This window comes from Gemella taiwanensis (assembly GCF_054054385.1).
This window is the reverse complement of sequence record NZ_JBSMTL010000001.1, coordinates 81096-96150: the sequence shown is the minus strand read 5'-3', so window position 1 is coordinate 96150 and position 15055 is coordinate 81096. Positions and strand designations below refer to the sequence as shown.

Here is a 15055-nt window from a genome sequence, read left to right as displayed (position 1 = left end):
TTTCCTCCTTTTTTTATTTTTCTGCTAATGTTACTTCTAAGCCATTATGATCAGAAATAATTGGATAATTTTCATCATTAAATATAACAAAACTTTCTTTTACGTCTAATTTTCTATTAATAAATACATAATCCAATTTTTTCTGACACATAGAATCTTCCCAACCACTTATATTTTTATATACCGTAACTCCCCCGTCTTTTTTCTCGGCTAATTCATATGTATCATATAATCCTTTATCAAGTATTCTCTTGTAATCATCTACTTGATGGAAATAATCTGTATTGAAATCTCCCATGAAAACTTTAAGGTTCTTGTTATCTGTATAATTAATTAGGTTGCTAAGATTTTGATCTATGTCTTCCCCTTTACAAGTTGGCAAATTCATATGACAACTGTAAAATTCTACGATCTCATCATTTACTTTAAGATCGACTTTTAAAATTTTTCTCGATTCGATAGAAGTTACGGTTTGTTGTGCCGTACAGTAAAAGTCCTCTACGGCAACAACTTCACCTTTAGCAAGTATTGCTAAACCTTCTTCGAATTTATCAAATCCTATGTGAGAATAAGTCCAGTAATAACTGTATCCTTCTTCTCCATATTCTCTAATTTTATCTAGTAATAATTTTCCGAAGTTATCTTCTTTAATTCCTTGGTAAACATCCGCACTATTAATCAATTGATTTACTTCTTGCATAGCAACAACATCGTATTTTTTTTCCACAATAGTTTTTGCCAAAATATTTAATTTTTCAAGTTGATTTTCTTCTAACCAACTATGTACATTAATTGTTAATAGTTTCATGCTATGTTCCCCACTTTTTTGTTTATTATTTTTTGTTCCAAATATCTTCGTTATATTGAGCTATTGTACGGTCAGATGAGAAGAATCCAGCTTTTGCAATATTCGCAATAACTTTTTTCAGCCATAATTCACGGTTTTCGTAATCTGCTAACATTTCTTCTTTCTTAGCGTAATATTCTTCAAAGTCAATAAGTGTCATGAACCAGTCTTTGTTAAGTAGTTCATTGTATAGTCTTTCTAATCTTTCTTTATTTCCTAGTTTAACTAAGTCTTTAGAAACGATGAAGTCTACAACTTCTTTAACACCATCTTTTTCATAGTATTCTTTAGACACATATCCTGCAGTTTCGTAAAGTTTAATGATTTCATCACTTTCTTTACCGAAGATGTAGATATTTTCACGTCCAACTAACTCATCGATTTCCACGTTAGCTCCATCTAGAGTTCCTAGAGTTAAAGCACCGTTTAACATGAATTTCATGTTACCAGTTCCACTTGCTTCTTTAGAAGCTAATGAGATTTGTTCAGAGATATCAGTTGCTGGAATTAATTTTTCTGCAACACTTACATTATAGTTTTCAACTAAGAATACGTTTAAGTATTTGTTTACTTCTGGATCATTGTTAATTAATTCTGATAGACATAGAATTAAGTGAATGATATCTTGAGCGATAATGTATGCCGGTGCTGCTTTACCACCGAAGAATACTGTAATTTTTCTTTCAGGTAACTTACCATTTTTGATATCTAAGTATTTTTTGATTACATATAAAGCGTTCATTTGTTGACGTTTATATTCGTGGAATCTCTTGATTTGAGTATCGATAATACTGTTTTCATCTAATTCGATACCTTGAGTTTCTTTTAGGTATTCTTTAAGAACAAGTTTGTTCTCATGTTTGATTTCTTCTAATTTAGCTGCTACTTCTTTACTATCAACAAATGCTAGTAATTTTTCTAATTTAGTTGCATCAGTTAAGTACTCATCACCAATTAGTTCTTTTAAGTAAGCTGCTAATGGTCTGTTAGAAAATTCTAACCAACGTCTGAATGTAATACCATTAGTTTTGTTATTAAATTTCTCTGGGTATAATTCATAGAAGTGTTTTAACTCAGAGTTTTTAAGAATTTCAGTGTGCAGGTATGCAACCCCGTTTACACTGTTAGAAAAGTGAATATCCATGTTAGCCATATGTACTCTATCGTCTTTATCGATAATTTGAATATCTTCACCTTCATATTTTTCTCTAATAACAGCATCTAATTGTTTGATGATCGTTACTAAGTGTGGCACTACTTCTTCTAAGTATGCTAATGGCCATTTTTCTAATGCCTCGGCTAAGATAGTGTGGTTAGTGTAACCAGTCATTTTTTGAACGATTGTGTATGCTTCTTCAAATTCAATTCCGTGTTTTTCAGTTAGTAAACGAATTAATTCAGGAATTACCATACTTGGGTGAGTATCGTTAATTTGAACATATGCATATTCGTATAAGTCGTGAACATTACTTCCTTTAGCAATTGCTTCATCTAAAATTAATTGAGCAGCATTTGATACCATGAAGTATTGTTGGTAAATACGTAATAATTCACCATTTTTATCACTATCATCAGGATATAAGAATAATGTTAAGTTTTTCTCGATTTCAGTTTTATCAAATGAAATTCCTTTTTCAATGATACTGCTATCAATTGAATCAATATCGAATAGGTTTAGGTAGTTTTTAGTATCTTTTTTGTATCCTAATACATCAATCCTTTTTAATGTTGAAGTTAGGCTAAAGTTTTTGAAAGGTACTGTATATTTAACATCAGTATCTCTTAGCCATGAAGAATCTTCAATCCAGAAGTTTGGCTCAGCATGTTGTTCATTTTTAACAAATACTTGTCTGAATAAACCACAGTGGTAATTTAGTCCAACTCCATCACCATTAATTCCTAGTGATGATATTGAATCGATGAAACAAGATGCTAAACGTCCAAGACCACCGTTACCTAATGAAGGTTCTAGTTCAGCTTCTTCTACATCACTAAGACGTTTATTAGCTGCTTTTAATTCTTTTTCGATTTCTTCATAAATACCTAAGTTAATTAGATTGTTCGATAATAGTTTACCAATTAAAAACTCTGCTGAAATGTAGTAAACTTTTTTCTTATCACTATTTAAAGCTTTTTTGTCAGCTTCATCTTTAACATAGTTTAATAATTGTTTATAAATTTCTTTGTTATCTAATGTACTAAGTTCTTTATTTGTTTTATCCAATACATATTTAGTGAATGTCATTTTATGCCCTCTCTCTCGAATATCTTACTGTAATATTTTTTAAAAATTCTTTTCTCTCTTCTGTTAAATCTTCTGCAAGCATTCTCCACTCCCAGTTTCCTCCAACTGTTGATGGAACATTCATTCTGCTTGTTGCATCTTTATCTAATAAATCTTGCATTGTTACGATTGCATAATCACTTACTGAAGAGTATATTCCTCTAATCATCGCTTCAGTAATTGTTTCATCATCACGACGATTTAAGTATTCAGAAACTAGTTCTTGTTCTGACTCACTCAATTTCTCATACCATCCATTAACTACATCATTATCATGTGTTCCTGTGTAAGCAACACTATTTTGAGTATAGTGATGTGGACGATCTAGATTATCATCACCTGGAAAAGCAAATTGAAGAATCTTCATACCAGGATATCCAGAATCATCTAATAATTTTTCTGCTTTCGCATCGATAAATCCTAGATTTTCTGCGATGATTGGTAAGTCTCCTAATTGCTCCTTGATTTTTTGGAATAATTCAATTCCAGGACCAGCTTCCCAAGTACCATTTACTGCATTTTCAGCATCTTTGTCAATTTGCCAGAAATCAGAGAATCCTTTGAAGTGATCTATACGAAGTACATCATAGATTTTAAAACTTTCTTGCACTCGATAAATCCACCATGAGAAACCTTGTTCTTTGTGTTTTGCCCAATCATAAATTGGATTACCCCAAAGTTGTCCAGTTGGACTGAAGTCATCTGCAGGACATCCAGCTACATAAAGTGGTTCATTGTTCTCATCAACTTTAAATAATTCTGGCATTGTCCACATTTCAACACTATCAGCACTTACATAGATTGGCATATCACCAATGATTTTAACGCCTTTACCATTAGCATATTCTTTTAATGCTAACCATTGTTTAAAGAAGAAATATTGTGTAACTGTGTAGTATCTTATACTATCTTGAAGCTCCGTACGATATTTTTCGCGTGCGGCTTTTTCACCTTTTTTAATATCTTCATCCCAGTGAATAAAACTTTGATATCCAAAACTTTCTTTAATTGCCATATATTCAGCATAATCAGCTAACCAACTTGAGTTATTTTTTTCGAATTTTTCTATTTCAGCTAATACATTGCTATATTTTGCAGTGTTAGCAACGGCTTTTTCTAAAATTGGTCTTCTAACTTCAAATAATAAAGCATAATCTATTTTTTCAGGATTTTTTCCAAAGTTAACATTTGAGTAATCACTTTCTTCTAATAATCCTTCTTCTTTTAATAAAGAAAAATCAATTAGATTTAAGTTTCCTGCTACTGCTGAAAAGCTTTGATATGGTGAATCTCCATAACTAGTTGTTGTAAGTGGTAAAATTTGCCAATATGTTTGTTTTGTTTCTTCTAAGAAGTCAACAAAATCATAAGCACTTTTACCGAATGTTCCTATACCAAACTCACCTGGTAATGATGTGATATGCATCAATACACCACTTGAACGTTTTGTCATCCTAATTCCCTCCGTCATACTTTTAACTTGTATCTACAAAATAAGTTTTTATAACTTAACAATAATTATTATAATAAAACACTTTCATTTTGTCAATAACATTTATGTACTTCTTTTTATTTTTTTCTATGACATATACGTAAATGTTATGATATGCATATAAGGTGTACTTAATCCTTGCAATTCTTATCAACTACATTTATAATTAAGTAGGTAATTTTTAAAAGGAGATTAGTAAAGGTAAATCATATATGAGTAAATACAAACAGGTCTATAATGATCTTAAAGAAAAAATAGATACTCGTTTTTATAAGCGTAATACAGAATTACCAAGTGAAAATGAGTTAGTAAAAGAATACGGTTATTCAAAAGATACTATTAGAAAAGCTTTGTCTTTATTAGAAATTAATGGTTATATCCAAAAGATTAAAGGTAAAAACTCTTTAATTCTTGGACACGGAAGAATAAAAAATAACTATTTAGGAAATATTAAAACTTCTTCTGAATTAAACATCGACGGTAAATACGAAATTAAAACTACACTTGAATCTCTATATATTGTTCAAGGTGAAAAGAAAATAATGGATATTTTTGGTGCAGATGAGAATAATGATTTTTATAGAGTTAGTCGTAGTAGAACGATAAACGGAGAAAAATTAGAGTATGAAGTATCTTACTTCGATAGAAATCTTGTTCCATTTATTAACAAAGAAATTGCGGAATCATCTATTTATAAATACTTAGAAGAAGAATTAGGTTTAAATATCACCCACTCTCGTAGAGAAATTTCTTTTAGACACGCTACAGACGAAGAAAGACAACATATGGATCTTGGTGAATATGATATGGTCGCAGTCGTCGAAAGTATTACTTATTTATCAAATGGAAACATACTACAATATGGAATACTTAGCTACAGACCCGACAAATTCACATTTGTAACAATGGCAAAAAGATAAACACGACTCATAAATTACGATTTTATAACAATCAAATTTATAGAGTCGTTTTTTTATTTGCTGTTAATTTTACTTTTCAAATATTTTTAGTATGGTGGCGGACGGTTTCATCTAACTTTAATTGTCGTTTAGACAATTAAAGTGGATATTACACCTTGAAATTAGGCCTGTAGTCCTAATTTCACCGATGGAACTTTGTTAAGTTCCATTTTCACCATTACAAAATATTTGAGTAAAATTAATAATAATAATAATTAAGATTTAATCATTATATTTAATAATTATATTCTATATTTTTCTTACTGTTTTGTAGTAGCTGAAGTAAAACACGCTTGTGTTTTACTGCGAGAAAATAAGACTATAGGCTTATTTTCTAACCGGAATATCCTTTTGAGATAACAAAAGATATGGAGGTGTCGCAAGCTACACTTAAAACAGAAAAAATAAAATATAAGAATTTACTTGCAGTTTCCATTTGAATATAAAAAACTGATAAAGGAAAGTTATTCCTCTATCAGTTTTTAATTTATTTAAGATTATTTTAATCTTTCTTCTAATTCTGCTTTTAATTCTTCAAATCCTGGTTTTCCAAGAAGCGCAAACATATTTTTCTTATATGCTTCTACTCCTGGTTGGTCGAATGGGTTTAATCCTTGCATGTATCCAGAAATACCTACAGCTTTTTCAAAGAAGTATACTAAATATCCGAATGTGAACTCACTCATATCAGGAAGTTCTACTACAAAGTTAGGTACTCCTCCATCAGTGTGAGCAAGAAGTGTTCCTTCAAATGCTTTAGTGTTTACGAAATCCATAGTTTTTCCTGCTAAGTAGTTTAATCCATCAAGATTGTTATCAGCTTCTTTAAGCTCGATATCTTTGTTTGGAGATTTAACTTTTAAGATAGTTTCAAGTAGAACACGACGTCCTTCTTGAACATATTGTCCCATAGAGTGAAGATCTGTTGAAAAGCAAACACTTGAAGGGTATAAAGCTTTTCCATCTTTACCTTCAGATTCACCATAAAGTTGTTTCCACCACTCATTGAAGTAAACCATTGATGGTTCATAAGATACAAGAATCTCAATTAATTTACCTTTTTGTTGTAAGATATTACGCATTACAGCATATTGGTAAGCAATATTTTTGCTTAGATCTGGTGTTGATAGTTCATCTTGAGCTAATTTAGCACCAGCCAACATTTTATCAATATCAACTCCACTTACAGCAATTGGAAGTAATCCTACAGCAGTAAGAACTGTGAAACGTCCACCTACATCATCAGGTACTACAAATGTTTCATATCCTTCATCATCAGCTAATGATTTTAATGCTCCACGAGCTCTGTCAGTAGTAGCAAAGATTCTTTCTTTTGCTCCTTCTTTACCATATTTTTCTTCAAGTAATTCTTTGAAAATACGGAATGCAATAGCAGGCTCTGTAGTTGTTCCAGATTTAGAAATTACATTTACAGAGAAATCTTTTCCTGTAGTTTTTAAGTAATTAACTAATTCTTGAGTATAAGTTGATGAAATTGTGTGACCAACGAAAAAGATTTTCGGAGTTTTTCTTCCTTCTTCATAGAAGTTATAGAAGCTATCATTTAGCATTTCAATCGCTGCACGAGCTCCAAGGTATGAACCTCCAATACCGATAACAACTAGTACATCTGAATTGCTTTGAATTTTTTTACTAGCTTCTTTAATTCTAGCAAACTCTTCTTTATCATAGTTAGTTGGTAATTCTAACCATCCTAGGAAATCATTTCCTATTCCAGTTTTATTGTGTAATTGATCATGTGCCACTTTCACATAACCTTCCATATTTTTTACTTCTTGTTCGTTAAAGAAGTTTAGTGCTTTCGAATAATCAAAATTTAAGTGCATTTTTGTTCTCCTTTTTTTATTTTCACCTTTTATTATAAATCATTGTTGGCTTGTCGTCTATAATATAATCGTAAATTAATTCAGAAACTTTTTCTGCATTATGTCTAATCGTGTTATTATCAACGATTCCGACATCATTATTTTTTATCAATTTAATTCCAAGTTCTTCTATTTTTTCTTGATCGATTTTGACCGGTTCTTGTTTTTCTTTGTGATATTTCGATAAAATCCTATCATCGAATTCACGGGAATTAGCAATAACCAAATCAAAAATATTCTCTCCAACATGTTTATTGATAGCTGTAATATGTTCAGAAACTGTATAATTATCAGTCTCTCCATGCTGGGTCATGACATTACAAACATATATTTTCTTAGCTTTACTTTCTCTAATTTTATCAGAAACCTGAGAAATTACTAAATTGGGAATAATCGAAGTATACAAACTACCCGGCCCCATTATAATATAATCCGCCTCTTCAATAGCTCTTAATACATCTTCATTAGGTTTTACCCTAGAAGGTGTAATATACACATGATCTATCTCTCCACCAGCTTCAGTAATTGAAGATTCGCCTCTTATAATTTCACCTGTAGAAAGTACAGCATTTAAAGTCGCTATATCATTGGTTGTCGGTAGTACCGTTCCACGAACATTTAAAATTCTACTCATAACTTTTACTGCAGTTGAAAAATCTCCATGAATATCTGTCATTGCAGCAATCATTAAATTACCTACCGGATGACCCTTAACTTCACCACTATCAAATCGATATTGGAACATTTTTTCTAGATACGGCTCTACATCAGATAATGCAGCAATAACATTTCTAATATCTCCTGGTGATGGAATATTCATATCACTTCTTATCTTCCCTGAACTACCACCATCGTCAGCTACCGTTACTACCGCAGTTATATCAAGAGGATATTTTTTCAAACCTCTTAAAAGAACAGATAACCCTGTTCCTCCACCTATAGTAACTACTTTTACTTTAGTTCTCATTTTACTACCTACCCTTGTTAATGTCGCGATGTTCTAGATAAACTCTATAGCCAAGTTTCGAGATATCTTCATGTAATTTCCTCGCTATACTCACCGAGCGATGTTTACCACCAGTGCATCCAACAGCAATTGCGACCTTGTCCCTTCCTTCATATTGATACTTATCTACCATGTAAGTCATTAATTCTAGATATTTATCATAAAATTCTTTAGTGACCTCATCATCAAAAACATAATCAAATACTTCACTATCTTGTCCAGTTTTTTCCCTAAGTTCATTTATATAAAATGGATTCCTTAAAAACCTTACATCCACAATGTTATCGGCATCTATAGGTATACCATATTTATATCCAAAACTAGAAATTGTAATATGATAACTATCTTTTTTCTCAATACCAAAATCTTCTAAAATTTTCTTTTTAAGGTCTTTAACCGTTGTATTTGTAGTATCATAAATATAATTCGCTATACCTTTAATAGCATCCATATCTCTTCTTTCTTGAGTAATTCCTTCTAGAAGACTAAATTCACTAGACAAAGGATGATTTTTTCTAGTTTCTTTATATCTATTTACTAATACTTGATCTTCACTATCTAAAAATATTATACGAACATCAAAATATTCATTTTGTTGTATTTTTTTCAATACTTCTTTTAAATCAACAAACAAAAGCTTGCTTCTAATATCTATGCTTATAGCTGTTTTATCTATTTCTTTTTCTTCAATAATTCTTAGAAAATCTTCTACAACAAGTCCCGGTAAATTATCTGTACAAAAATACCCCTGATTTTCAAAGACCTCTAACGCTGTATTTTTTCCTGCTCCACTTATTCCTGTAATTATAACTAATTTTTTCTTCATAGCTTCACATCCGTCTTTATAATAATATAAGTTTTATGGAATGATTTTTTCAGTTTAACAAAGAATAAATAAACTGCTCCATCTCTATATTGTACACCATTTCTAAATATTTGTGTAGTATTTTAAAATTATAAAAAATAAACCTACTATACAGATTTCCCGTACAGTAGATTTATTTCTAATTATCTATTGCCTCTACTAGCATTGTTATTGTTATTAGCTCCTGAATTCCTTACTCCTGGTTGTACTCCATTAGAGTTACCTCCTCGTGATTGGGAATTACCATTGTTACCATTCTGTTGACCATTTTGATTTGATAAATTACTATTGTTATCTTCAGAATTATTTCCATTACGATTATTATCATCGTTGCTGTTATTACCGTTGTTATTATTGTTATTGTTATTTCTATCTTTATCTTTTTCTTCTTGATTACGTTTATTTTGTTCTTCAATTTCTCGACGTTCACTATCAGAAATAACTTTAACTCCACCGTTTATAGATCCAACGTTCTCTGGGACTTTAAATCCTTTAGGTGGATGGATACGTACTATATTTTGCATATTAATTCTATACAATGCTTGTGTTTTTTGTGTATCTTCTTGAGTCATATACTTCGTTGGACCATCTATTGCATCAAATCCCTGCCATACAGCCATCGTATAATTACTAGTATATCCAATTGTCCAAGAATCTTTAGAATAATTATCTATATCAAAATTATACTTTTGAGCTTCTCCTTCACCGAATGTAGTTGTACCTGTCTTAACAGCCATATCAGCTCCACTAATACGAGCAAACGAAGCTAAACCATTTACTCCATTTCTTAACATTGATGTCATAATATATGCTGTAGATTCTTTAATAACACGTTTTCTATCATCTTTGCTAAAGCTCTTCACTTCAGAACCTTCACTATCGTAGACCTTTTTAATAGCTTTCGGCGTTGCATAGTATCCTCCATTACTAAATGGAACATATGCTCCTGCCATTTGTAATGGCGAAAATCCATCTCCACTTCCTCCTATTGGCGTAGTAATAGAATCATCTGTGATTTCCATACCTACATTAGCTGCATATTGTTTTACTCTATTAAACCCAACCTCTTGGTATGTTTTAATCGCTGGAATATTGTATGACCATACTAATGCATTATTTATAGTAGTATTACCATGAAATCTTCTATCCCAGTTTTGAATTTGTGAACCTTGAAGTTTAGAGTCATTAACTATATGATCAGAACCCCAATTTAAATACTCAATCGCTGGTCCGTAAGCTAGTATTGGTTTAATTGATGAACCAGGTTGTAACTTAGCCTGCGTTGCAATATTAAATCCATGGAATATTTGTTTTTTACCTCCATAAAGAGCGGCTATACCACTATTTTCGTTATTCAGTACAACCATAGCCACATTACTTGCTTGTTTTATTCCTGCATAGTTAGCATTTACACTTTCTGTTAAAGTATCTTGAATTTTTGAATCAAAATTAGTATAAATTTTAAGACCTAAGTTTAATACGTCACCTTCATAATCTTTAAATTCTTTACTATTTTTTAATTCATTTACAATTTGATTCATATATGAAGTATATTTTGAATCAAATTCACTTGATAATAATACACGTTCACTTTCGTCACGTTCTATTAATCCATCTAATACATTAGTTTTTTGAGCTGCTGTTGATTCTGCTTCTGAGATTTTCCCATGATACTGCATTAAATACAATACAGTGTCACGACGAGCTTTAGCTGCTTCAGGATTATCATATGGATTATATGTATTAGGATGTTGAGGTAACCCTGCTAAAAGCGCCATCTGTGGAAGAGTTAATTGATTTAACTCTTTTCCAAAATAGTACTTAGAAGCTGTTTTTAATCCATATACTCCATCTGAATAATAGATTCTATTTACATACATAGTAAATATAGACTCTTTATCGTAGTTTTGTTCAAGTTTATATGCAAGATATGCTTCTTGAACTTTACGCTTCATACTCTTATTATCGTCTAAAAATGTTCTCTTAATTAACTGTTGAGAAATTGTTGACGCACCTTGAGATCCAAATCCACTTGTAAGGTTTGAAAATACCGCTCCTACTAAACGTCTAAAATCGACTGCTCCATGTTCGAAGAATCTATTATCCTCTGTCGCTAAGATTGCATCTTGCATTTTTGTTGGGATATCTGATGTATTTAAATTTTCACCAATTTGGTTCCCTAATTTCGCCACCTCATTATTATTAACATCATAAACGACTGTTCTTGAGTTATTATCTAGTATCTTAGAGTCAAATGCAGGTGCTTGATAAATCCAGAATACACATAATAAGAATAGTGATATAATAGCAACACTTGCTGCATATAACCCATACCTCAATATTTTCATCCATAAAGTTTTATTAGATTTTTTAGAATTTGGATTACTAATTCTATTTGGACCTAATGGACGTCTAGGCCCTCCTGGTCTACCAGTTCTTGCTGATTGTTGAGCATTTCTCGGTCTAACAGGTGGTACTCCTTGTCCTTGATTAGCATTACCTGCTCTTTGTTGTTGATTGGAAGATCCTGCGTTCTGTGCATTTCTTCTCATTATTTCTTCATTTGTTAATGGTCTTCTTTGTTGCCCATTATTTGTTGGATTATTATTTCCTCTAGATATATATCCACCTGGCATAACACTCTTTCTTTCCTGAGAGTGTCTATCTCTTCTCGATAGCCGACTATTATTATTTTCTGCCATAGTATATCCTCTCTTTTTCAATATTTAAACTTTCATTTAACTTTCATTTTGATTTGAACCCTTTTTTCGATATAAAATGGTACAATATACTACATTAATTTTAATGTATAATGAAAAAAAAATCAATTTACTTTGTATAATATTAATTATTATTTAACAATATTGTAATATTTACAAAGATTTTATAATTATAGTTCAGTTAATTAATACTTAATTTAAATTTTTTACAAATTAATATTACTAAACATAATTCAAAAAAGGGTAATTCACTGAGAATCACCCTTATTTTATATCAACTTTATTATTATCAATATCTTATTAATTAAATTACTTGATAACTTTATTTCTTTATAATGTTTTTACTTAGTTAACGCTACTTCTATATCGCTAATAGCTGCTTTAGCGGCTGCAATTCTTGCGATAATAACTCGATATGGTGAGCAAGAAACATAACCTAAACCAATTTTCGAACAAAGTAGAATTGATTTTTCATCTCCCCCATGTTCACCACAAATTCCTAGTTTAATATTAGGTTTTACAGCTTTTGCTTTATTAACAGCAATCTTCATTAACTCTAGAACTCCACTCTCATCTAAATGAACAAATGGATCTGACTCTAAGATATTTTTTTTCTTATAGATATCGATAAATTTCTCAGCGTCATCTCTTGAATAACCAAATGTTAATTGTGTTAAGTCATTTGTTCCAAAACTGAAGAAATCAGCATGTTCAGCAATCTTATCAGCTACTACACAAGCTCTTGGTATTTCAATCATAGTTCCTACTTTATAATTAAAGTCCGCATTGTATAACTGTATTTCTTTTTCAACTAATTCAACTATTTGCTCACGTAGAACTGCAAGTTCTTTTTCTAAACCTACTAACGGAATCATAATTTCTACATTAACTTCAATTCCTTCTTTACGTGCTCTAATCGCTGCTGAACTGATAGCTTTTGCTTGCATTAAATAAATTTCTGGATATGTTATTCCTAGACGACAACCACGGTGTCCCATCATAGGGTTGAACTCGGCAATACTAGCAATTTTAGCTTCTAATTGATTAACACTTACACCTATTTCCTCGGCAATAACTTTTACAGTTTTTTCATCTTTCGGTAAGAATTCGTGAAGTGGTGGATCTAATAATCTTATGTTAACAGATTTACCTTTTGCTTCTTTAAAAATTTTATAGAAATCATCACTTTGAATTGGTTGTAATCTATCTAAGAATCTAATTCTTTCATTCGTATCTGAAGCTAATATCATTTTTCTAACTAAACTAATTCTATCTTCTTCAAAGAACATATGTTCTGTTCTACATAATCCAATTCCTTCAGCTCCAAACTCAAAAGCAACTTTTGCATCGACTTCATTATCAGCATTTGCTAATACTTTTAGACTTCTAATTTCATCTGCCCATCCTAAAAGCTTATTGAATCTATCGCTGAATCTAGCATCTATTTTATCAACTTCACCTAGATAAACCTTACCACTACTTCCATCAACAGAGATTACATCTCCTTCTTTTAATGTAATTCCAGCAATTTTTAAAGTTTTTTCGTCATAATTAATAATCATGTTTTGACAACCACATACACAGCATTTACCCATTCCACGTGCTACTACCGCAGCATGTGATGTCATACCTCCACGTAGAGTTACAATGGCTTCTGAGCTAACCATTCCTTCAATATCTTCAGGTGATGTTTCTTCTCTTACTAATACAACCGGTTTTGTTTTAGCCGCTTCAACCGCTTCATGTGCAGTAAAATAGATTGCTCCCACTGCCGCTCCTGGTGAAGCCGCTAATCCTTGAGTTAATTGTTGTGCTTGTTTCAATGATTTTTCTTCAAATGTAGAATGAAGAAGTTTGTTAATTTCTTCTGTACCTACTCTTAAAATAGCCTCTTCCTTACTAATAACACCTTCTTCAACTAATGAAACTGCAACTTCAACAACAGCATTTGGAGTTCTCTTAGCATTTCTTGTTTGAAGAATATATAGCTTACCATCTTCAATAGTAAACTCAATATCTTGCATATCTTTGTAGTGTCCTTCTAACTTCTTAGAAATCTCCACAAACTCTTTATATAAATGTGGCATATCTTCAGCAAGCACACTAATATTTTTCGGTGTTCTAATTCCTGCAACTACATCTTCTCCCTGTGCATTAATTAGATACTCTCCGAATAATTCATCTTCACCAGTTACAGGGTTTCTACTGAACGATACTCCAGTACCACAATTATCTCCCATATTACCGAAAACCATGGCTTGAATATTTACAGCAGTTCCTAATTTATCACTAATATTATGAAGTCTTCTATATACTTTAGCACGATTATTATTCCAAGATTTAAATACCGCTTCAATAGCTAGCATAAGTTGTTCTTTCACACTCATCGGGAATTCACGACCTACTTCTTTTTTGTAGATTTCTTTGAATTCCTCAACAACTTTAAATAAATCTTTTTCATTCATATCGCTATCTTGTTCATAGCCATTTTCATTTTTCACTCGTGTTAAAACTTCTTCAAATTTATATTTCTCTACATCCATTACTACATCAGAGAACATTTGAATAAATCTTCTATAACTATCATAAGCGAAACGATAATTATTATTTTTCTTAGCTAAGGCAATAGTTGTTTCATCATTCAATCCTAGATTTAAAATTGTATCCATCATACCAGGCATTGAAAATACAGCACCACTTCGTACAGATACTAATAACGGATTTTCTATACTTCCCAACTCTTTACCTATAGTTTTTTCTAATGTTTCTAATTGTTCATTAATTTGTTTTAAAATCTCAGGTTTAATTCGTTCCCCATTTTCATAGTAACTATTACAGCTTTCTGTAGTAATAGTAAAACCAGGTGGTACATTAATCCCTAATCCCTTCATTTCTGCAAGATTCGCACCTTTACCCCCAAGTAAAGATCGCATATCTTTATTCCCTTCACTGAAATTATAAACATATTTTTTTGTCATTTTAAAATTCCCCCATCA

9 protein-coding genes are annotated in these 15055 nt (G+C 31.2%); 1 reads left to right on the top strand and 8 read right to left on the bottom strand.

The window, feature by feature from the left end; translation table 11 throughout:
- Positions 1-13: 13 nt before the first annotated feature.
- The 3 genes from ACWOA3_RS00395 to malQ are packed head-to-tail and all read right to left on the bottom strand — an operon-like array spanning position 14 to position 4584.
- A complete protein-coding gene (locus ACWOA3_RS00395) occupies positions 14-808 on the bottom strand; it encodes an endonuclease/exonuclease/phosphatase family protein (RefSeq protein WP_003146669.1) in 795 nt (264 codons plus the stop codon).
- A gap of 25 nt (positions 809-833) precedes the next feature.
- Positions 834-3092, bottom strand: a complete 2259-nt coding sequence (gene glgP / locus ACWOA3_RS00390) for a glycogen/starch/alpha-glucan family phosphorylase (RefSeq protein WP_456883761.1) — start codon at positions 3090-3092, stop codon at positions 834-836.
- Between the two features lies 1 nt (position 3093).
- Positions 3094-4584, bottom strand: coding sequence for a 4-alpha-glucanotransferase (gene malQ, locus ACWOA3_RS00385; protein ID WP_456883760.1), 1491 nt, complete (start codon positions 4582-4584; stop codon positions 3094-3096).
- A gap of 251 nt (positions 4585-4835) precedes the next feature.
- Between malQ and ACWOA3_RS00380 the strand changes: the two genes are divergently transcribed.
- Positions 4836-5543, top strand: coding sequence for a UTRA domain-containing protein (locus tag ACWOA3_RS00380; RefSeq protein WP_003146673.1), 708 nt, complete (start codon positions 4836-4838; stop codon positions 5541-5543).
- 536 nt (positions 5544-6079) lie between these two features.
- On the opposite strand, the gene ACWOA3_RS00375 is transcribed toward ACWOA3_RS00380, so the two are convergent.
- The 5 genes from ACWOA3_RS00375 to ppdK form a co-directional block, all read right to left on the bottom strand.
- Complete coding sequence (locus ACWOA3_RS00375) at positions 6080-7429, bottom strand: glucose-6-phosphate isomerase (RefSeq protein WP_456883759.1); 1350 nt, start codon at positions 7427-7429, stop codon at positions 6080-6082.
- Positions 7430-7451: 22 nt separating this feature from the next.
- On the bottom strand, positions 7452-8435 hold the full coding sequence (locus tag ACWOA3_RS00370; protein WP_456883758.1) for a gluconeogenesis factor YvcK family protein: 984 nt from the start codon (positions 8433-8435) through the stop codon (positions 7452-7454).
- 4 nt (positions 8436-8439) lie between these two features.
- Entirely contained in the window at positions 8440-9300 is an 861-nt protein-coding gene (gene rapZ, locus ACWOA3_RS00365; RefSeq protein WP_456883757.1) for an RNase adapter RapZ, read from the bottom strand.
- A gap of 182 nt (positions 9301-9482) precedes the next feature.
- Entirely contained in the window at positions 9483-12041 is a 2559-nt protein-coding gene (locus tag ACWOA3_RS00360; RefSeq protein ID WP_456883756.1) for a transglycosylase domain-containing protein, read from the bottom strand.
- Positions 12042-12400: 359 nt separating this feature from the next.
- Positions 12401-15037, bottom strand: a complete 2637-nt coding sequence (ppdK, locus tag ACWOA3_RS00355; RefSeq protein WP_456883755.1) for a pyruvate, phosphate dikinase — start codon at positions 15035-15037, stop codon at positions 12401-12403.
- Positions 15038-15055: the final 18 nt, after the last annotated feature.